Raw genomic sequence first — 18,879 nt, 5'->3', positions numbered from 1 at the left:
GGCGTGCCGCTCCGCTCAGTAGACGGGCTTCTGGGGTTCCACGTCCCGTACCCAGGCGAGGATTCCGCCGTCGAGATGGCTCACCCGCTGGTAGCCGGCTTTCCTGGCGGCGGCAAGCACGGCGGCGGACCGTGTCCCGGCCTTGCAGTGGAAGACGATGTCCTTGTCCTGCGGCAACTCGCCCCACGCCTCCCCGGCAAGGATTCTGCCCTGCGGGATGAGGACCGAGCCGTCAATCCTGACGATGTCGTACTCCCCCGACTCCCGGACATCAACGAGTTCGAAATCCTTCAGCCCGGCTTCGCGCGAGGCCAGCATCGTGGCCAGTTGCGGGGCGGTGACGGTGTGTTCGGTGTCGGTGGCTTCCGGCGGGGTGATTCCGCAGAATGCCTCGTAGTCCGTCAGCTCGGTAATGGGCGGGGCGGCGGGGTCCTTCGCCACCCTGATCTCGCGCCAGCTTCCGCCCAGGGCGTCGTACAGGGCCACGCGGCCAAGGAGGGAACGCCCGACGCCGGTAATCAGCTTGACGGCCTCCGTCACCATCAGCGAGCCGACCGCCGCGCACAGCATCCCGAAGACGCCGCCCTCGCCGCACGACGGCACGGAACCCGCAGGCGGTGCCTCGGGGTACAGGTCCCGGTACGTGGGGCCGTGCTCTTCCCAGAACACACTGACTTGTCCGTCGAAGCGGAAGATCGATCCCCATACATAGGGTTTTCCGAGGATGGCCGCTGCATCGTTGACCAGGTAGCGGGTGGCAAAGTTGTCAGCGCCGTCGAGGATGAGATCGTAGCCGGCAAACAGGTCCAGGGCGTTGGTGGCATCCAGCCGGACGTCGTGAAGGCGGACGTCCACCAGCGGGTTCAGCGCCGAAATGGCGTCACGCGCCGACTCGATCTTGGGCCGGCCCACGTCCGCCACGCCGTGGATAATCTGGCGCTGCAGGTTGCTCAGGTCAACCGCGTCGTCGTCGATGATGCCGATGGTCCCGACCCCGGCCGCGGCGAGGTAGAGCAGGGCAGGAGAGCCGAGGCCGCCGGCACCGATCACCAGGACGCGGGCGTTCTTCAGGCGCCGTTGGCCGATGGCGCCGATCTCCGGAATGATGAGATGCCGGGAGTACCGCTCCACCTCGTCAGGCGAGAGCGCCGGAGCCGGATCAACGAGCGGCTCCAGCGGCGTGCGGGTTGTATTTGCGGGGGATGGAGAAACCATACTTCAATGTATGCCTGAACATACCGCTCGGTCATATTACCCCCGGGTAAAGTGAAGTTATCTGCAATGGAAAGAAGGCCAACAGTGGTTCATCATGCACCGGTTGATCGAACTCAGGCCGCGCACTCCCCCGCCGGCAATCCCCGGCCCGCCGGACAACGGTCGGCCAGGCTGCCGCGTGACGAACGCCGGGCCCAACTGCTGGCCGCTGCCCAGGAAGTCTTCGTCGCCAACGGCTATCACGGAGCCGCCATGGACGAGATCGCGGAAACCGCCCACGTCAGCAAGCCGGTCCTGTATCAGCATTTTCCCTCCAAGCGGGAGCTCTATCTCGCACTCCTGGACAGCCACCTCAGCGTCCTGACCGACCTCATGATGGGGGCGCTCAACTCCACCACCGATAACAAGGAGCGCGTCAAGGCCGTCATGCGGGCCTACTACCGCTTCATCGACAGTGACGACCAGGCGCACCGGCTGGTGTTCGAGTCGGACCTCATCAACGATCCCGACGTCAGTTCGCGCCTGGAGACCTTCAACAAGACATTCGCCGACGCAATCGCGCGGGTCATTGCTGAAGACACCAAACTCCCGCATCTGGAGGCCCAGCTGCTGGGCCGAGGCCTTGCCGGGATGGCGCAGGTGAGCGCGCGCTATTGGCTCGAGACGGACGGAAACCTGGACCTCGATGTGGCCAGCGACCTGATCTACCGTTTAGCTTGGCGCGGAATCTCTCGCTTCCCCAAGGAGACCTAGACTACAAAGGGAGAACCTTTGGAAATGATTCAACATTGATTGGCTGGGAGGCCTTGCTGTGGAAGTAAAGATCGGCATTCAGAACATCGGCCGCGAACTTGTGCTGGAATCGGCCCAGGATGCTGACTCTGTGGCCAAGGTAGTTTCGGAGTCCATCGCCAAGGGCACTGAACTGCGGCTGAGCGACGAAAAAGGCCGTCAGATCATTGTTCCGGCCAGCGTCCTGGGCTACGTGGAAATCGGTGCGGAGGAAGTCCGCCGGGTCGGCTTCGGCGCGCTGTAGGACCACCCATGCTGTCCCTCGTAATCGTCGTCCTGGTCACTGTGGCTGCGGGTTTCATCGTCTGGGCAAATGACAAGCGTCATGCCAAGTACGGCATACTCCTGCCTGCGGGCGTGGCAACGGTGGCCGGGGTGCTCGCCTGGATCATCTGCATGGCTGCGGGCCTCGGCTACCAGCCGGGCCTCACCTGGATACCGTGGGTCCTTCCCATGGTGGCGGGAGCGGCGGCGGCTGTGGGCGTTTCTGCCTTCCTTGGCCGGGCACGGTCCAAGCAGGACACTCAGCGATTGACAGCGGCCCTGAAGATGTAGGGAAACGCTGCGCCGGATCCGCTTCGGCTGCGTCAGAGGTCCGGCTGATGGCCTTCCTCGGTGCAGAGGCGCAGGGTGTTCCCTTGAGCGTCAGTGACCACCACCCAGTTGGGTGCGTGGTCACTGTTGATTGAAGCGCCGGTCGCCGCCGTCTTCTCCAACGCTGGCCCGGATTCGGCTTTAGAACGGTGGATGTCGATGTGAAGGCGGTTGTCATTCAGTCTCGGCGTTTCCTGGAACCACACCCCGGGTCCGCGGCCATGAGGGTCCTCGAGGTCGCCGGAGCGGCCTTTCCGGTAGCCCAGGGCGACGCGCCAGACCTCCGATATCTCGGCGGCGTTTGGCGTGTCGATCCCGATCTGCACGGTCCTGTACAGCCCGGGCTCCGCGGAGGCGCCGGCCGCGGCAGCGGCATCTGCGACCGCTGCCGCGGCGCCAACGTCGCGCGCGGTCACCTCGCCCCCGACGTCATGGGAGCTTAGCCGGATGAACACCCGGTTGTAGCGCCAGTCCAGGTCCGGGTGGTGGTCGCGTTCCTCGGCAAGACGCCCGACGGCGGCAATCAGCTCGAGCGCGGCCGGCGCCGTCGGCGTCTTATAGACGGTGACCAGGCCGCCGAGGCGGTACCGCCAGTCGGGCAGTCCCGAGAGGGCTTCGTCGATCTGGGGGCGGGTGAGGATGTCGTCCCTGACTGTCACAGCTGACTCCTTGGCGAGGTTCCCGGCTGAGCACGCCTGCCGCCAGGGCGCCGTGGTGGTGCGGGTCTAGAGGAACTCGGCCCGGCCCTCCATGGCTGATGACGCCAAAGCATGCTCGCGGCGCGGGATGCGCCCGGCCGCTTTCGCCAGCCTACCGGCGATAACAGCGTGTTTGAAGGCTTCCCCCATGAGGGCAGGGTTTTGGGCGCGCGTCACGGCTGTGGCCAGAAGCACGGCGTCACAGCCCAGCTCCATGGCCAGGGCGGCGTCTGAGGCGGTGCCGATACCGGCGTCCAGCACCACAGGCACAGAGGCGCGGGACACGATCAGCTCGATGTTGTGCGGGTTGAGGATTCCCAGGCCGGTGCCGATCGGTGATCCCAGCGGCATGACTGCCGTGGCGCCCAGGTTCTCGAGGCGCAGCGCCAGGACCGGATCGTCGTTGGTGTAGGCGAAGACTTTGAAGCCGCGGTTGACGAGCTGTTCGGTGGCATCCACGAGCTCCACGGCGTCGGGCAGGAGCGTGTGTTCATCGGCAATGACTTCGAGTTTGACCCAATCCGTCTCCAGAGCCTCGCGGGCCAGCTCCGCGGTCATGACGGCGTCCCGCGCCGTGAAACAGCCTGCGGTATTCGGCAGCACACGGATGTTGTGGTCCAGGAGCAGTTGGAACAGTGACCCTGCCTCGGCAGGCGAATAGCGGCGCATGGCGACGGTGGTCAACTCGGTGCCCGACGCCAGGAGCGCGGCTCCCAGACCGTCCAGGCTGGGGGCACCGCCCGTGCCCATGATGAGCCGCGAGGTCAGTTCCACACCGTCGATGACGAGGCGGTCGGCGCTGGCCGCCGTCGTCTCCGTGGCCTTGCCAGTCGTTTCTTCCGCCGCTTCCTTCGCTTGTTCCCTCGCTTCTTCAATGCTGGGCGTTGCTGCGTCCGTGGTTGCTTCGGTCATCGTCTTCATCCTCCCTGAACTGCCGTCACGAGTTCGATCTCATCGCCTTCGGCGAGTGCCGTGCTGTGCCACTGGCTCCTCGGCACGACTTCTGAATTGCGGGCCACCGCCACACCCAGCCGCTGGCCGTCGGCAGCCTGTCCGTTGGCCGCAAGTTTCCGCCCCGTGACGTCGCTGACGAGGGTGGTGACGGAGGCGCCTGCGCCCACGGGGTGAACGTTGCCGTTGAGAGTGATGTTCATGCTGTTTCCTTGTCTGGGTCAAATGTGACTGGGTCGGGAACGGCACTGCCTTGGCTGGCGGCCTGCGCTTCGGCTGGCCGTTCCGTGGAAAGCCGTTCCGTGGAAAACCGCGCCGGACGGAACGGGTTCCACCGGCCGTCCTCCACGCCGTCCATCAGCTCACGGCAGATGACCGCGGCCGCGGGCGTCAGCAGTACACCGTGGCGGAAGAACCCGGTGGCGACGATGAGTCCCTCAACCGTTGCCGCCGGACTTCCGTCAGCCGCCGGCGTGCTGCGGGCGGTCACCCGGCCCAGCAATGGGGCGTTGTCGGGGGTTCCCGGCCGTGCCCTGGCGATTGCTTCGAGGAGTTCCAGTTCAGCGACTGCCGGCACGAGTGCCTGGGCGTCCCTGAGGAGCTGGTAGACCCCTCCGGCACTGGGGGCCGCCTGTGCGTCTTCGCGCTGGGTGGCTCCGATGACCACGGTGCCGTCCTGCCGCGGAACAAGATAGACGGGGATTCCGCGGACCATGCCCCGGACGGTGGCGGTCAGCAGCGGGCGGAGGTGCGCCGGGACCCGGAGCCTGAGTATGTCGCCGTAGACGGGTCGCAGGGGCAACTTCAGGCCCGGGGGCAGTCCGTCCAGCGAGGCCGCCGCGAGGCCGTTAGCCACCACAGTCTCCACGGCCAGGACAGTTCCGCCGCCTGCCAGCCGGACACCGCTGACGCGTCCCCGGTCCTGTCTCCGGTCGTGTCCGGTGTCGTCTCCGCTGCCGACTGCACTGCCACTTTGGCCTTCCCACAACAGGCCGGCTGCGTTGTCCCGGACGGCATAGCCGTTTTCCGCTCCGGCCACGGAGGTACCGGCGCCGGGTTCGTGGCGGCCCAGCGCCGCGGCGAGGCTTGCCACCAGCTTCCGCGGATCAACCTGGTGGTCGGCGGGGATGTCCAGCGCGCAGGAGATGCCCGGGCTCAGCAGCGGTTCCCGCGACCGGGCCTGGCGGATGGTCAGGGGTTCGGCCACCAGTCCGCTGGCCTGCTGCACCTCGCGAAGATCCATCAGCGCCCGCCGGTCGGCCGGGTCCGCTCCCACGGCGATGGTCGGCGTCGAAAGATATCCGGTGTCCAGCCCGGCGTTGCCGCCGGCGAGCGCCGCCGCGAACCCGGGCCATCGTGCCGAAGATTCGAGCATGAGCTCCAGGAGATCCTCTTCCTGGTAGTGGAGTTCGCTGACCGGAGCGAGCATTCCCGCGGCCGCCCAGCTGGCACCGGTTCCCGGCGCCTCATCGATGAGCACCACGGAGCGTCCGGAACGCCTCGCTTCCCAGGCGATGCCGTGGCCGATCACGCCGCCGCCGATGACGGCCACGTCGGCCCTTAGCGGTTTTGTGACGGATGTGCTTGTGGCAGAAGTGTTCCCGCCGGATCCAAGCTTCATGGAAATCCTTCCCTACGCCGGTACTAACCGGATCAGGTCAAGCGGTCGGCTCTTAAGCCCTCTCAGCCCTGCGGCCTTTGTGACTGCTGCAGCGGGCTCCCGCGGTACCAGCCCAGTTTAGAGGAACTAGGCTGTTCACCATGACCGCGCATGATCCCCACACTTCCGCACGCCTGTACCTTTGCACCGATGCCCGCAAGGAGCGCGGCGACTTCGCCGACTTCGTCGACGCGGCCTACGCCGGCGGCGTGGACATCATCCAGCTGAGGGACAAAACCATCGAGGCCGCCGAGGAACTCGAGCTCCTGGAGGTCCTGCACCGGGCCGCCCGCAGGCACGGCCGGCTCTGGGCCGTCAATGACCGCGCCGACATCGCGTCGCTCGCCGGAGCTCCGGTTTTCCATATCGGGCAGAAGGACCTGCCGCTCCGCTCCGCTCGGAAGCTGCTGCACGATCCCACGGTGATCGGCTTGTCGACCCACACGACTGACGAGGTGGATGCCGCCATCGCCGCTTCACATGGGCGCAGCGGCCTGGATTACTTCTGTGTCGGACCGGTGTGGGCCACGCCTACCAAGCCGGGCAGGTCCGCCGTCGGGCTTGATCTGGTCCGGTACGCCGCCGAGGCAGTCCGGGCGGCGGATGAGGAAAGGGTTGGCGGCCTGCTGCTTCCCTGGTTCGCAATCGGCGGCATCGACCTGACGAACGTGGAGCACGTCGTAGCGGCCGGAGCAAGCCGAATCGTGGTGGTGCGCGCCATTACCGACGCCCCGGATCCTGAGGCTGCCGCGGCGGAACTGCTTTCGGCACTGGATGCGGGCGCGCCGGACGCGGGAACAAAGGCCCGTGCTCAGGCACCAGGAGTACCCGGCGACGACCCGCTCAGGCGCTAGCAGCTCAGGCGCCGCCGCTCCTGTCCGGCACGGCAGCTAGCTGATCAGGCCGAGCTGCACCATCCGCTTGGCGTGGTTTTCGGCGAGTTCTGCAGTGAGTTTACGCACCAACTCTCTGGCTGCCGCGTCGTCCGCACCGCTGTCCGCTTCGGTGATCAGGTCGGTCAGAAAGGCGTGTTCGTATCCCACGCGCTGGGCTTGGGTGAGGGCCTCCCCCAGGAGCCGCCTGCCCCAAAGCGCGAGCCGGGAGGCGAGGCGGGGATCATCCGCCAGTGCTCCCCTCAACCGTTCCCGGAGCACAGCCGTCGCTTCCTCGGACGACTGGATCTGCTGAATAACCTCCCGGGTCCCGGCATCCACATACCGGGCCACGGCCTGGTAGAAGTCGGCAGAGACCGTATCCACCACATACGCCTTCATCAGGGATTCGTACCAGTCGGCCGGCCGCGTCCGTTCATGAAAATGGTCCACTGCTGCCTGGAACGGGAGCATGGCATCCTCCACGTCCACGCCCATCTGAGCAAGCTTTTCACTCACCAGTTCGTAGTGCTGGAACTCGAGGACGGCAATCCGGCCGAGCACTGCCCGGTCGTGGAGCGTCGGTGAGTAGCGGGCGTCGGAAGAGAGCCGTTCAAAGGCCGAGAGTTCGCCATATGCCATCACCCCGAACAAGTCAGCGACGAAGCGGTCATACCGAGCGGTGCCAGCCGAGGATGTGCCCATAATCCAAGACTAACGGCGGAAATCGGGCTAACCTGATTTTCGTGTCACATCATCGTCTGTCCCCCAGCGTCCACGAACAGACTAATGCCCTGTCGGAGGCTCTGAGCGCGCTGCGAACGGAGCTGGAGCTTCCGGGGCAATTCCCCGAAGCAGTGCTCCGGGAGGCAGAAGCAGCCGTGGCGCAGCGGCAGCTTCCGGACCTTGATTTGACCGGCGTCGAATTCCTGACCATCGATCCGCCGTCCTCCACCGATCTGGATCAGGCACTCTTTATTGAAAGGTCCGGAGACGGCTACCGGATCCTGTATGCGATCGCGGATGTGCCATCCTTTGTCGCTCCCGGCGGCGCCCTCGATGCCGAAACCCGCCGCCGGGGCCAGACGTTCTATGCCCCGGACGGCCGCATACCCCTGCATCCCGAAGTCATCAGCGAGAATGCGGGCAGCCTGCTCGCCGGCCAGCTTTGTTCGGCGTTCGTCTGGGAGTTCGAACTCGACGCAGCGGCCGAGGTGGTTTCGGTACTCGTGCGGCGGGCCATGGTCCGCAGCAGGGCCAAGCTTAATTACAGGGGCGTCCAGGCCGAGCTGGATGCGGGAACGGCGTCTCCGGTGCTGCAACTCCTGCGCGAAGTAGGTCTCAAGCGCGTTGAGCTCGAACGGGCCCGCGACGGCGCCAGCCTGAACATGCCGGAGCAGGAAATCGTCCAGCTTCCCGACGGCGGCTACCAGATCGTGGCGGCGCCCCAGCTTCCGGTAGAGGACTGGAATGCCCAGATTTCCCTGATGACCGGCATGGCCGCTGCCTCACTGATGCTGGACGGCAAGGTGGGCATCCTGCGTACGATGCCGGCCCCGGATGAGCGTTCCTTGGGCCATTTCAGGCGCCAGACCGCTGCGCTGGGCAAGCCCTGGGACGGAATGGTCAGCTACGGGGAGTACCTGAGGACCCTGGATCCCACCGACCACCGCCAGCTGGCCATTCTGCATTCCGCCAGCATGCTGTTCCGCGGGGCCGGCTACACCTACTTTGACGGAACGGTTCCGGATGACGCCATCCAGTCGGCCATCGGCACGGCGTATGCGCACACCACGGCGCCCCTGCGCCGGCTGATCGACCGTTTCGTTCTGGTCATCTGCGAGGCGCTGAGCAACGACCGCCCCGTGCCCGTGTGGGCCCGCGAAGCGCTCCCCTCCCTGCCGGTCATCATGGCCTCCTCGGACCAATTGGCCGCGAAGATGGAGCGGCTGGCACTGGACACCGTCGAGGCCGCGCTGCTCATCAACCACATCGGCCAGGAGTTTGACGCCGTGGTGATTTCGGGGTCCAAGCCCGCGAAGAACAACGGCAACGGCAACGGCACCAACGGCAACGGCGCCAACGGCAGGGGCTCCAACGGAACAGGCCCGTCCGGCATCGTCCAGATCGCCGAGCCAGCTGTCACGGCCCGCTGCGCCGGTGAAATGGAGTCCGGCACGCGGGTGCGGGTGCGGCTGATCTCCTCGGATATTGCCACCCGCGAGGTGCATCTCCAGCTGGTCGGCTGATTCCTGTCCGGCCCGTGTTTCCAGCCCTGCGCCGCCGCGCCAGTCAGGGAATCCTGTTTTGCCGGTTAGACTGAAAGGGTAGTAATGGATGCCCGGTCGTTGATTTCCTTGATTTCGAATTCAACAAGCCCGCCCCTACGCGATCTTGAGACAGACCCGCTGGTCCCCAGTGCCAGCATTTAGATAGCCCGCGATCGGCTTCCACTGGATTTGCTTGCGCGCCTGAGCGTGCTCCGGAACGGCCCCCTGCGGCCGGCCGTTGAGCAGGCGGCGCCAATGCCTAAATGAATAAGGAAACTCCACTGTGAGTGAATTGCATACCCACCAGCTTCTCTCTGATGACTCCGGAACCGAGACCATCGAGCCCGAAGAAACCATCATCTCGGATGAGAAACCCCACGAGATCGCGGAGAAGTCCTTCTCCGACTACAACGTGCGCGCGGACATCGTCGAGTCGCTGGCCGACGCCGGCATCACCCATCCCTTCCCCATCCAGGCGATGACCCTGCCGGTGGCGCTGTCCGGCCACGACATCATCGGCCAGGCCAAGACCGGTACCGGCAAGACCCTCGGCTTCGGCATCCCTGCACTGCAGCGTGTCATTGGCCCGGACGATGAAGGCTTCAACAAGCTGCCCGCCCCGGGTGCCCCGCAGGCACTCGTGATCGTGCCCACCCGCGAACTGGCCGTGCAGGTTGCCAACGATCTGCAGAACGCTTCGCGCAAGCGCAACGCCCGGATCACCACGATCTACGGCGGCCGCGCCTACGAGCCGCAGGTTGAGGCCCTTCAGAAGGGCGTGGAAGTGGTCGTCGGCACGCCCGGCCGCCTGATCGACCTCTACAAGCAGCGGCACCTGGTGCTGAAGAACGTCAAGATTGTGGTGCTCGATGAGGCCGACGAGATGCTGGACCTCGGCTTCCTGCCCGACGTCGAAACCCTGATCGCCGGCACGCCCCCGGTTCGCCAGACCCTCCTGTTCTCGGCAACAATGCCCGGCCCCGTCATCGCCATGGCCCGCCGGTACATGACGCAGCCGACGCACATCCGGGCTGCAGACCCGGACGACGAAGGCCTCACCAAGCGCGACATCCGCCAGCTCATCTACCGCGCGCACAGCATGGACAAGACCGAAGTTGTTGCCCGCATCCTGCAGGCCCGCGACCGCGGCCGCACCATCATCTTCACGAAGACCAAGCGCACCGCCGCCAAGGTGGCCGAGGAACTCGTGGACCGCGGATTCGCCGCGGCCGCCATCCATGGCGACCTTGGCCAAGGCGCCCGCGAGCAGGCCCTCCGGGCCTTCCGCAACAACAAGGTGGACGTCCTCGTGGCCACCGACGTCGCCGCCCGCGGGATCGATGTCGACGACGTCACGCACGTCATCAACTACCAGTGCGTCGAGGACGAGAAGATTTACCTGCACCGCGTGGGCCGCACCGGCCGTGCCGGCAACAAGGGCACCGCCGTGACCTTCGTGGACTGGGATGACATGCCGCGCTGGGGCCTCATCAACAAGGCCCTGGGCCTGAGCGTTCCCGAGCCCGTCGAAACGTACTCCTCCTCGCCGCACCTTTACGAGGACCTGGACATCCCGGAAGGCACCAAGGGCCGGCTCCCCCGCAGCAAGCGCACGCTGGCAGGCGTCGACGCCGAAGTCCTGGAGGACCTGGGCGAGACCGGCAAGAAGAACTCCCGCAGCGGCGGGCGCGATGGTGCACGTGAGAGCAGCCGCTCAGGCGGACGCGAGGGCAGCCGGTCCGGCAGCAGGGAAGGCAGCCGCCGCAGCGGCGAATCGGGCGGACGCTCCGGAGACCGCCGTCGTCGTTCCGCTGATGCCGCTTCCGACGCCGGAACCGGACCCGCGGCTGGATCGGCAGCCACCGCTACGGCGGACGCCGAGCAGCCCTCGCGCGCCCGGCGCACGCGCACCCGCACGCGCCGCCGCAACGGCGAAGTGGTGGCAGGCGGCGAGTCCGCGGCAACCGGCTCACAGCCGGGCAACACCGAGGCCTAAAAGCCTCAATGACTGAATCTGTTTGGGCGCCGGACGGCAGCAACCTGGTGGTACACGCGGACAACGCGGACTTCCTCCCCACGCTGCCGGACGGCGCCTTCACACTCATTTACGTGGACCCGCCGTTCAACACCGGCCGGGCCCAGCAGCGCCAGGAAACCAAAATGGTGCTGAATGTAGGGGGCGATGGTGACCGGGTGGGCTTCAAGGGCCGCTCCTACGACACCATCAAGGGCGCCCTGCACCGGTATGACGACGCGTTCAGCGACTATTGGTCGTTCCTGGAGCCGCGGCTTGTCGAGGCGTGGCGCCTGCTTGCCGACGACGGCACCCTCTATCTGCACCTGGACTACCGCGAGGTGCACTACGCCAAGGTGATGCTGGACGCCATCTTCGGCCGCGAATGCTTCCTCAACGAAATTATCTGGGCCTACGATTACGGCGCCCGCGCCAAGTTCCGCTGGCCCACGAAACATGACAACATCCTCGTCTACGTCAAGAACCCGACGAAGTACCACTTTAACAGCGCCGAAGTGGACCGGGAGCCGTACATGGCCCCGGGTCTCGTGACGCCCGCGAAGCGTGAGCTGGGCAAGCTGCCTACCGATGTCTGGTGGCACACCATCGTCTCCCCCACGGGCAAGGAGAAGACCGGATACCCCACGCAGAAGCCGGAAGGACTGGTGCGGCGGGTAGTTGCCGCCTCAAGCCGCCCCGGCGACTGGTGCCTGGACTTCTTCGCAGGTTCAGGGACGCTCGGCGCGGTGGCCGCGAAGCTGGGGCGCAGATTTGTCTGTGTCGACCAGAACCAGCCGGCCATCGACGTCATGGCCAAGCGCCTGGGCACGCACGCCGAGTTCACGACCTACCCGCCCAACTAGGTGGCAGCCCGCGCAGTTCTCAGCGCTGGGAACGATGCGTGCTGCTACTCAGTTGGGATGCGGGTCAGCGGATGACGGCGGTGCCTGTGCCGAGCTCTTCGATCCGGGCAAACACGTCCGGTGCCGTGAGGTTTTCGCCCAGCCGGTTCGGCTTGCCGGCGCCGTGATAGTCGGAGGATCCCGTCACGAGCAGCCCGTGCCTGGCGGCGAGGCCGCGCAGGAATTCGCGGCCGTCGTCGGAATTGTCGCGGTGGTCGATTTCAAGGCCCGCCAGTCCGGCATCGATCATCTCACGGTAGGTGTGCTCCCCCACGACGCGTCCGCGGGACGATGCCACCGGATGGGCGAACACGGGCACCCCGCCTGCTGCGCGGACAAGCTCGACGGCGAGCGCGGGCTCCGGGGCGTAGTGCTGCACGAAGTACCGCGAATGCGAGGTCAGGATTGAGGTGAAGGCTTCAGTCCTGTCAGCCACCACGCCTGCGGCCACGAGTGCGTCGGCGATGTGCGGCCGCCCCATGGTTGCCCCCGGCGCCACATGGTGGATCACATCGTCCCAGTTCAGCGGGTAGTCCTCGGCCAGCAGCGTGACCATGCGTTCGGCCCGGGTGAGACGCGCGTCCTTGGCCTTCGTGATCTCATCCAGCAGGCCGGCGTGGGTGGGGTCGTGCAGGTAGCTGAGGAGGTGGACGCTGATCCCGTGCTCCGTCCGGCAGGAAATCTCCATGCCAGGCACAAGTGCCACGCCGACTTCGAGCGCGGCGCGGGACGCTTCGGCCCAGCCGTCGGTGGAGTCATGGTCTGTCAGGGCTATGACGTCCAGCCCCGCCGCAGCGGCGGCTGCCATCACGGCGGCTGGCGTCTCCGTGCCGTCTGAAACGTTCGAGTGGGCGTGCAGATCAATCCTCACCAGCCCAGCCTAGTAGATGGTTGCCCCCATTCGGTCAAGATCGTCCGGTTCCGCGGCCGGTGCTGTGTTGGCCTAAGCCGCACGGCTGGTGAGACGATGGGACGGTGAACGACGCAGACAACACCCACAACGCTGAAAATACAGCCTCCCAGCCTCTCGACGAGCGGGTCAACAACCGCTCACAGCGGCCCAGTTCCGAGGCGTTCAAGGCCTTCATGGCCAGCAACTGGGCGCCGTCACCGCAGGTGACCCCTGCCCGCGATGCCGTGGCTGACCACGCGGCGCGGCGCCGCCGCGTCATCTCCGGGCTGTTCAAAGGTGAACGCCTGGTGGTGCCGGCCGGCCCGCTGAAGGTCCGCTCCAACGATTGCGACTACCGTTTCCGGCCGCATTCGGGTTTTGCGCACCTGACGGGTCTCGGTTTGGACCACGAGCCCGATGCCGTGCTCATTTTCGAGCCGGTCGAGGAAGGCACCGGAGACGACGGCGGCAATCACCGTGCGGCGCTCTACTTCCGTCCGCTGGCCGGCCGGGACACCGAGAAGTTCTACGCCGACTCGCGGTCCGGTGAGTTTTGGATCGGTACGCGCCCCACACTGGCGGAGTTCGAAGCCCGCCTCGGCCTCCCGACGGCCCACATCGACGAACTCGAGATGGCCATCACCAAGAACGTGGGCGCCCCTGAAATCGGCGGCATCTCAGTCCGGCTGGTGCGCAAGGTGGACGACAACATCGACGCCCTTGTGGACACCGCGCGCTACAACACTGCCAAGGACCCGGACAACCTGGACCTCGGCGTGCTGGACGCCCTCGACGAGAAACTGTCCGAAGCCCTTTCCGAGCTCCGCCTGATCAAGGATGAGTGGGAAGTCGAGCAGATGCAGATTGCCGTGGCCGCCACGGTGGAAGGCTTCACTGAAGTGGTCAAGGCGCTGCCCCGCGCCCTTACCCACTTCCGCGGCGAACGCGTCGTGGAAGGCGCCTTCTTCGCCCGCGCCCGGGAGGAAGGCAACGAGCTCGGCTATGACACCATTGCCGCCTCCGGCAACAACGCCACAGTGTTGCACTGGACCCGGAACACCGGCAAGATCAACGCCGGAGAACTCCTCCTGCTGGACGCCGGCGTCGAGGCCGACTCCCTCTACACCGCCGACATCACGCGCACGCTGCCCGCCAACGGCACGTTCTCCGACATCCAGCGCAAGGTCTACGAAGCTGTTCTCGATGCCGCTGACGCCGGCTTTGCGGCCGCCCAGATCGGCACCCGCTTCCGGGACATCCACACGGCGGCCACCACCGTCCTCGCGGAACGCCTCGCCGAATGGGGCCTCCTTCCCGTGCCGGTCGAGGAAGCCATCAGCGACGAGGGGCAGCAGCACCGTCGGTGGATGCCTCACGGGACCAGCCACCACCTGGGGTTGGACGTCCACGACTGTGCACAGGCCAAGCGGGAGCTGTACCTGGACGGCGTGCTGACGGAAGGCATGGTCTTCACCATCGAACCCGGCCTCTACTTCAAGAACGAGGACCTCGCCATCCCCGCGGAGTACCGGGGAATCGGTGTCCGCATCGAGGACGACATCCTGATGACCGCCGACGGCCCCCTCAACCTCAGCGCTGCGCTCCCCCGGACGGCCGACGACGTCGAGGCCTGGATGGCGGGCATCTGGCAGGAAGCTAACGGCAGGGCATAGCAGACGCCGGTTCCCGGCAGCTTCATGAAGCTAGCCAGTCGGTTCAGCGGCTGATGGCGACCGCCCGTCACTGGGAACTTGAGCAAGCGAAAAGGAGGGCCATCGGATCAATTTCTCCGATGGCCCTCCCTTTTGGTCAGGCCCTGCACCGGGGCCTGCCGTGCGCTACCGCTGCGTCTCGTCCTTGCTTTGCGGCTCTGTACTTTGCGGCCGCTGGTTGGGGTCATTCACGCGCACACCGTACTGCGGACGTCCGTCAGGCAGGTCGGGATAGCGGACAGCCGCAGGCCGCGGGGCCCTGGGTTGCGCGTCCGGGGCCTGGCTCCCTTCGGCGGACTGGCCGGGCTGGGCCTCGCTGACGGCCCCGTACTCGGGTGCCCGCTGCGGGCCCTGAGCCGGGGACCCCGGGGTCTGCGGGCCCTGGGTCTCATGACCTTGTGCGGCGTCCTGGGCCCTCTGGCCGTAGGGGTCGTTCCAGCCCGGCGGCCGCGGGGGTGCCTGGCCCTGGTAAGGGCCCTGCTGCTGGCCGGGCTGCTGATACGGCTGGTTATGGTAGTCGCGCTGGGTGTAGTTCGACGGCGCGGCGCCGGTGGCGTCCGACGGCGTCATGGGCAGCTGCTGCAGCAGCCGGCGCGCCTCATGGGCTGCTTCGAAGGACACCACGACGTCGTAGTTGGTAGCCACCACTTGACTGGTGGACGTGAAATCACGCTTGCCGCGCTGCATGGCGTACGTGACAATGCCGAACAGCATGAAGAAGGCTGCACCCATCAGGACGGAACTGATGATGGAGAACGTTCCGCCGGCCGGTGTGAAGAAGGACAGCATGACACCGACGAAGAGGCCGAACCACATGCCGCTCAATGCGCCCGACAGCGCCACGCGCGGATAGCTGAGCCGCCCGGTCACCCGCTCCACCATCTTGAGCTCGTTGCCCACGATGGACACCATGTGCACCGGGAACTGCTGGTCAGCAAGGTAGTCGACTGCCTTCTGGGCGTCCAGGTAGGAGGTATAGCGGCCGACGGTATCCCCGGTGGGGACAGTCCGGGACTCGTCGGAGCCGGGGACACCGGCCTTGGGAGCACCAAAAATGTTTGACATACACCCATTCTTGCCCATAAGGATGTGTGCGAGCTGAAATTCAGCTAAAAGTGAGCAGACTCGGTAGCCTGTAGAGGTGAGCACAAATCCTACCCGCGTCTTCGTCGCGCGCCTCCTGGGGCTGGACGTCTTCGATCCTCTGGGCGACCGTCTGGGACGGCTGCGTGATGTCGTAGTGCTCTCACGCGGAACCCGCGGTGCCCCCCATGTGGTGGGCATCGTCGTCGAAGTGCCGGGCAAGAAGCGGGTGTTCGTCCCGATGACCCGGATCACTTCGATCGACCAGACGCAGATCATCTGCACCGGCCTCGTCAACCTGCGCCGGTTCGAACAGCGGGGCGCTGAAACCCTCGTCGTGGCGGAGATGTTCGACCGCCGCGTCACGCTCCGCGACGGCAGCGGCGACGCCACGATCGAAGACATCGCGATGGACCAGCACCGCTCGGGCGACTGGTTCGTCAGCAAGCTGTTCGTCCGCCGCGGGCATTCCCTCGCTCCCCTGAGCAGGCTCCGCCGGAACGAAACCATGATCATCGACTGGGCGGACGCCAATCAGGGGCCCAAGACGGAACCCCAGGCTGCCACCCAGTTCGTCGCCACCCACGAGGACCTCAAGCCCGCCGACTTCGCCGAGGCGTTACAGGAGATGAGCGACAAACGGCGCTTCGAAGTGGCCAGCGAGCTACAGGACGAACGCCTGGCCGACGTCCTGCAGGAGTTGCCCGAAGACGACCAGGTGGAGATCCTCTCCGCGCTGGACGTCCAGCGTGCGGCGGATGTCCTGGAAGAAATGGATCCCGACGACGCCGCCGACCTCCTCGGCGAGCTCCCGTCCGCCCAGGCCGAGGAACTGCTGCAGCTGATGGAACCGGAAGGCGCAGAAGACGTCCGGCGCCTGCTCGAATACGACGAAGACACGGCCGGCGGCCTGATGACCCCCGTCCCGGTCATCCTTCCGCCCGAAGCCACGGTGGCCGAGGCACTCGCCCACGTGCGCCGGGAAGAGCTGTCCCCTGCCCTGGCATCGTCCATCTTCATTGCCCGGCCGCCCCTGGAAACCCCCACCGGCCGGTTCCTGGGCGTGGTCCATATCCAGCAGCTGCTGCGCTTTCCACCGTTTGAACCGCTGGGCAACCTGGTGGACAAGAATCTTGAGCCCCTCTCGGACCAGGCCCATATCAGCGAAGTGGCCCGCACGCTGGCCACCTACAACCTGAACTCGCTTCCGGTTGTCAATCAGGCCGGCCGGCTGGTCGGGGCTGTGACCGTAGATGACGTCCTCGACCACCTGTTGCCGGATGACTGGCGGGCAAATGACGGCGAAGCTCCGATCAGAAGGCTTGGAGGCCGCATTGGCTGAAATCATTCCAAAGGGCGCAGGCTCGCGGGCATCCGGAAAGGGAGCCGGCAAAGGCAGCCTGGACACGCCCCTGAGCGGCCGCCAACGCATTCTGCCGAAATTTTCGCCCGACCCGGATGCCTTCGGCCATGCCACGGAGGGCTTCGCCCGCTTCATGGGCACGCCGCAGTTCCTGCTCTACATGACGGTCTTCTGCTTGTTCTGGCTTGCCTGGAACACGTTCGCACCCACAGACTGGCAGTTCGACAGGGTGGAGCTCGGCTTCACCCTCCTGACGCTGATGCTCTCGCTGCAGGCCTCGTACGCGGCGCCGCTGCTGCTGCTGGCGCAGAACCGGCAGGATGACCGAGACCGAGTCTCTCTGCAGCAGGACCGCCAGCGGGCCGAACGCAACCTGTCCGATACCGAATACCTGACCCGCGAACTGGCGTCGCTGCGAATTGCGCTGCGGGAGGTGGCTACCCGCGATTACGTTCGAGCTGAACTGCGCAGCCTGCTCGAGGACCTGCTGGAAGCCCAGGAGGAGCTTCGCACCCACGACGCCCCCGGACCTGGCAGCCATGAGTCGCCGCGGGAGCTGGTCAGGGAAAAACTCAAGGAAAAGCGGGAGCGGCAGCGCAATCCGCGGACCCAGCAGATACCCAAGATCAAGGTGGACAAGACCCGCCAGGGCCGGCCAGGCCCCACCAATCCGGAAAGCTGAGCACCAGACAGCATGAGTACCTCCCTCGCCCCGGCAGTCAACGCTGCCCTGGCAACCGTCATCGATCCGGAACTGCGTCGACCCATCACGGAGCTGGGGATGGTGGATTCCGTGGAGATCTCCGACGACGGTGCGGTGCGCCTTACTGTGCTGCTCACCATTGCCGGCTGCCCCCTCCGGGACACGATCACACGGGATTCGGAGGGTGCATTGCTGAACATTCCCGGCGTCACCGCCGTCGACGTCGAACTGAAAGTCATGAGCCAGGCACAACGCGATGCCCTGAAGGAGCAGCTCCGCGGCCCCGGCGGCCAGCGCGGAATCCCGTTCAACCAGCCTGGCTCGCTGACCAAGGTGTTCGCCGTGGCCAGCGGCAAAGGCGGAGTGGGCAAGTCATCAGTCACCGTGAATCTTGCCTGCTCCCTTGCCGCGCAGGGCCTGCGGGTCGGCATCGTGGACGCGGACGTCTACGGCTTCTCGGTGCCGGCGCTGATGGGCATCACCCAGGCACCCACCCGGGTGGATGACATGATCCTCCCTCCCGTGGCGTACGGCGTGAAGGTTATTTCCATTGGCATGTTCGTGGCGGGCAACCAGCCGGTGGCCTGGCGCGGGCCCATGCTGCACCGTGCGCTGGAGCAGTTCCTCACCGATGTCTACTTCGGTGACCTGGATGTCCTGTTCCTCGACCTGCCTCCGGGTACCGGGGACATCGCCATCTCCGTGGCCCAGTTGCTACCGAAAGCCGAGATTCTGGTGGTCACCACTCCCCAGGCGGCCGCCGCGGATGTCGCCGAACGCGCCGGAGCCATCGCCACCCAGACCGGACAAACAGTTGCCGGCGTCATCGAGAACATGTCGTACCTGGAAATGCCCGACGGCGGGCGGATGGAACTGTTCGGAAGCGGCGGCGGGCAGCTGCTCACCGAGAGGTTGAGCGCCACGACCGGCGCCGAGATCCCGCTGCTCGGCCAGATACCCCTCGACATACTGCTGCGGGAGGGCGGGGATTCAGGGGAGCCCATCGTGCTCGGTCGCCCGGATACCCCGGCAGCGGCGGCGATAACGGGCATCGCGGGAAAACTGGCATCCAAACCCCGGGGGCTTACCGGCATGTCACTGGGCCTGCAGCCCAGATAACCGGAGCCGCGGGCCTGCGGATGCCATGCGAGCGGGGCC

19 protein-coding genes and 1 riboswitch are annotated in these 18,879 nt (G+C 66.1%); of the genes, 11 read left to right on the top strand and 8 right to left on the bottom strand.

The window, feature by feature from the left end:
- Window positions 1-15: 15 nt before the first annotated feature.
- On the bottom strand, window positions 16-1,215 hold the full coding sequence (gene moeB, locus J7E80_RS17105) for a molybdopterin-synthase adenylyltransferase MoeB (protein ID WP_215053436.1): 1,200 nt from the start codon (window positions 1,213-1,215) through the stop codon (window positions 16-18).
- Between the two features lie 66 nt (window positions 1,216-1,281).
- On the opposite strand from moeB, the gene J7E80_RS17100 reads away from it, so the two are divergent.
- From J7E80_RS17100 to J7E80_RS17090, 3 genes are read left to right on the top strand one after another with little or no spacing between them, the layout of a single operon-like run.
- A complete protein-coding gene (locus tag J7E80_RS17100) occupies window positions 1,282-1,968 on the top strand; it encodes a TetR/AcrR family transcriptional regulator (RefSeq protein ID WP_251037010.1) in 687 nt (228 codons plus the stop codon).
- 58 nt (window positions 1,969-2,026) lie between these two features.
- Window positions 2,027-2,251, top strand: coding sequence for a DUF3107 domain-containing protein (locus tag J7E80_RS17095; protein ID WP_215053434.1), 225 nt, complete (start codon window positions 2,027-2,029; stop codon window positions 2,249-2,251).
- Window positions 2,252-2,259: 8 nt separating this feature from the next.
- The gene (locus J7E80_RS17090) at window positions 2,260-2,562 is read left to right on the top strand and encodes a hypothetical protein (RefSeq protein ID WP_215053433.1); all 303 of its coding nucleotides are present in this window, start codon (window positions 2,260-2,262) and stop codon (window positions 2,560-2,562) included.
- Window positions 2,563-2,594: 32 nt separating this feature from the next.
- On the opposite strand, the gene J7E80_RS24445 is transcribed toward J7E80_RS17090, so the two are convergent.
- The 4 genes from J7E80_RS24445 to J7E80_RS17070 all read right to left on the bottom strand — a co-directional run bounded on the left by J7E80_RS24445 (window position 2,595) and on the right by J7E80_RS17070 (window position 5,871).
- A complete protein-coding gene (locus tag J7E80_RS24445; RefSeq protein ID WP_215053432.1) occupies window positions 2,595-3,260 on the bottom strand; it encodes a 4a-hydroxytetrahydrobiopterin dehydratase in 666 nt (221 codons plus the stop codon).
- Window positions 3,261-3,326: 66 nt separating this feature from the next.
- The gene (locus J7E80_RS17080) at window positions 3,327-4,211 is read right to left on the bottom strand and encodes a thiazole synthase (RefSeq protein WP_285291870.1); all 885 of its coding nucleotides are present in this window, start codon (window positions 4,209-4,211) and stop codon (window positions 3,327-3,329) included.
- Between the two features lie 5 nt (window positions 4,212-4,216).
- A complete protein-coding gene (gene thiS / locus J7E80_RS17075) occupies window positions 4,217-4,453 on the bottom strand; it encodes a sulfur carrier protein ThiS (RefSeq protein WP_215053431.1) in 237 nt (78 codons plus the stop codon).
- Entirely contained in the window at window positions 4,450-5,871 is a 1,422-nt protein-coding gene (locus J7E80_RS17070; RefSeq protein ID WP_215053430.1) for an FAD-dependent oxidoreductase, read from the bottom strand. The genes thiS and J7E80_RS17070 overlap by 4 nt, the downstream gene beginning before the upstream one ends.
- Window positions 5,864-5,984: riboswitch (TPP riboswitch) on the bottom strand. It overlaps the preceding gene by 8 nt.
- 27 nt (window positions 5,985-6,011) lie before the next feature.
- Here J7E80_RS17070 and thiE point away from each other — a divergent pair.
- Window positions 6,012-6,764 (top strand): thiamine phosphate synthase, encoded by a 753-nt coding sequence (gene thiE / locus J7E80_RS17065; protein WP_215053429.1) that lies wholly within the window; start codon window positions 6,012-6,014, stop codon window positions 6,762-6,764.
- 36 nt (window positions 6,765-6,800) lie between these two features.
- On the opposite strand, the gene J7E80_RS17060 is transcribed toward thiE, so the two are convergent.
- On the bottom strand, window positions 6,801-7,487 hold the full coding sequence (locus tag J7E80_RS17060) for a ferritin-like fold-containing protein (protein ID WP_215053428.1): 687 nt from the start codon (window positions 7,485-7,487) through the stop codon (window positions 6,801-6,803).
- A 41-nt stretch (window positions 7,488-7,528) separates the two neighbouring features.
- On the opposite strand from J7E80_RS17060, the gene J7E80_RS17055 reads away from it, so the two are divergent.
- From J7E80_RS17055 to J7E80_RS17045, 3 genes are all read left to right on the top strand, one after another.
- Window positions 7,529-9,031 carry an RNB domain-containing ribonuclease gene (locus J7E80_RS17055; protein WP_215053427.1) on the top strand — a complete coding sequence of 501 codons (1,503 nt, stop codon included), beginning with the start codon at window positions 7,529-7,531 and terminating at the stop codon, window positions 9,029-9,031.
- 304 nt (window positions 9,032-9,335) lie between these two features.
- Window positions 9,336-11,048, top strand: a complete 1,713-nt coding sequence (locus tag J7E80_RS17050) for a DEAD/DEAH box helicase (protein WP_215053426.1) — start codon at window positions 9,336-9,338, stop codon at window positions 11,046-11,048.
- A gap of 8 nt (window positions 11,049-11,056) precedes the next feature.
- Window positions 11,057-11,929 (top strand): site-specific DNA-methyltransferase, encoded by an 873-nt coding sequence (locus tag J7E80_RS17045; RefSeq protein WP_215053425.1) that lies wholly within the window; start codon window positions 11,057-11,059, stop codon window positions 11,927-11,929.
- A 64-nt stretch (window positions 11,930-11,993) separates the two neighbouring features.
- Here the strand turns inward: J7E80_RS17045 and J7E80_RS17040 are convergent, their stop codons facing one another.
- Window positions 11,994-12,839, bottom strand: coding sequence for a PHP domain-containing protein (locus tag J7E80_RS17040; protein ID WP_215053424.1), 846 nt, complete (start codon window positions 12,837-12,839; stop codon window positions 11,994-11,996).
- Window positions 12,840-12,943: 104 nt separating this feature from the next.
- On the opposite strand from J7E80_RS17040, the gene J7E80_RS17035 reads away from it, so the two are divergent.
- Entirely contained in the window at window positions 12,944-14,533 is a 1,590-nt protein-coding gene (locus J7E80_RS17035) for an aminopeptidase P family protein (protein ID WP_215053423.1), read from the top strand.
- A 165-nt stretch (window positions 14,534-14,698) separates the two neighbouring features.
- Here the strand turns inward: J7E80_RS17035 and J7E80_RS17030 are convergent, their stop codons facing one another.
- On the bottom strand, window positions 14,699-15,637 hold the full coding sequence (locus J7E80_RS17030; RefSeq protein WP_215053422.1) for a general stress protein: 939 nt from the start codon (window positions 15,635-15,637) through the stop codon (window positions 14,699-14,701).
- A 76-nt stretch (window positions 15,638-15,713) separates the two neighbouring features.
- Between J7E80_RS17030 and J7E80_RS17025 the strand changes: the two genes are divergently transcribed.
- From J7E80_RS17025 to J7E80_RS17015, 3 genes are read left to right on the top strand one after another with little or no spacing between them, the layout of a single operon-like run.
- Window positions 15,714-16,997 (top strand): magnesium transporter MgtE N-terminal domain-containing protein, encoded by a 1,284-nt coding sequence (locus J7E80_RS17025; protein WP_215053421.1) that lies wholly within the window; start codon window positions 15,714-15,716, stop codon window positions 16,995-16,997.
- On the top strand, window positions 16,951-17,700 hold the full coding sequence (locus J7E80_RS17020) for a DUF1003 domain-containing protein (protein ID WP_396020800.1): 750 nt from the start codon (window positions 16,951-16,953) through the stop codon (window positions 17,698-17,700). Before J7E80_RS17025 ends, J7E80_RS17020 begins: the two co-directional genes overlap by 47 nt.
- 12 nt (window positions 17,701-17,712) lie before the next feature.
- On the top strand, window positions 17,713-18,840 hold the full coding sequence (locus J7E80_RS17015) for an Mrp/NBP35 family ATP-binding protein (protein ID WP_215053419.1): 1,128 nt from the start codon (window positions 17,713-17,715) through the stop codon (window positions 18,838-18,840).
- The last annotated feature ends 39 nt before the right edge of the window (window positions 18,841-18,879 follow it).

It is taken from the genome of Arthrobacter sp. ISL-28 (genome assembly GCF_018613875.1).
GTDB lineage: Bacteria > Actinomycetota > Actinomycetes > Actinomycetales > Micrococcaceae > Arthrobacter.
Note: the sequence above shows the minus strand (reverse complement) of the source record. Positions and strands in the feature narration are given on the sequence as shown.

Excerpts from the sequence above, each read along its gene's own strand:
- thiS (WP_215053431.1), bottom strand. The coding sequence starts at position 4,453 with ATGAACATCACTCTCAACGGCAACGTTCACCCCGTGGGCGCAGGCGCC.
- J7E80_RS17045 (WP_215053425.1), top strand. The coding sequence starts at position 11,057 with ATGACTGAATCTGTTTGGGCGCCGGACGGCAGCAACCTGGTGGTACAC.
- moeB (WP_215053436.1), bottom strand. The coding sequence starts at position 1,215 with ATGGTTTCTCCATCCCCCGCAAATACAACCCGCACGCCGCTGGAGCCG.
- thiE (WP_215053429.1), top strand. The coding sequence starts at position 6,012 with ATGACCGCGCATGATCCCCACACTTCCGCACGCCTGTACCTTTGCACC.
- J7E80_RS17030 (WP_215053422.1), bottom strand. The coding sequence starts at position 15,637 with ATGTCAAACATTTTTGGTGCTCCCAAGGCCGGTGTCCCCGGCTCCGAC.
- J7E80_RS17080 (WP_285291870.1), bottom strand. The coding sequence starts at position 4,211 with ATGACCGAAGCAACCACGGACGCAGCAACGCCCAGCATTGAAGAAGCG.
- J7E80_RS17060 (WP_215053428.1), bottom strand. The coding sequence starts at position 7,487 with ATGGGCACATCCTCGGCTGGCACCGCTCGGTATGACCGCTTCGTCGCT.
- J7E80_RS17015 (WP_215053419.1), top strand. The coding sequence starts at position 17,713 with ATGAGTACCTCCCTCGCCCCGGCAGTCAACGCTGCCCTGGCAACCGTC.
- J7E80_RS17070 (WP_215053430.1), bottom strand. The coding sequence starts at position 5,871 with ATGAAGCTTGGATCCGGCGGGAACACTTCTGCCACAAGCACATCCGTC.
- J7E80_RS17090 (WP_215053433.1), top strand. The coding sequence starts at position 2,260 with ATGCTGTCCCTCGTAATCGTCGTCCTGGTCACTGTGGCTGCGGGTTTC.
- J7E80_RS17020 (WP_396020800.1), top strand. The coding sequence starts at position 16,951 with ATGACGGCGAAGCTCCGATCAGAAGGCTTGGAGGCCGCATTGGCTGAA.
- J7E80_RS17100 (WP_251037010.1), top strand. The coding sequence starts at position 1,282 with ATGGAAAGAAGGCCAACAGTGGTTCATCATGCACCGGTTGATCGAACT.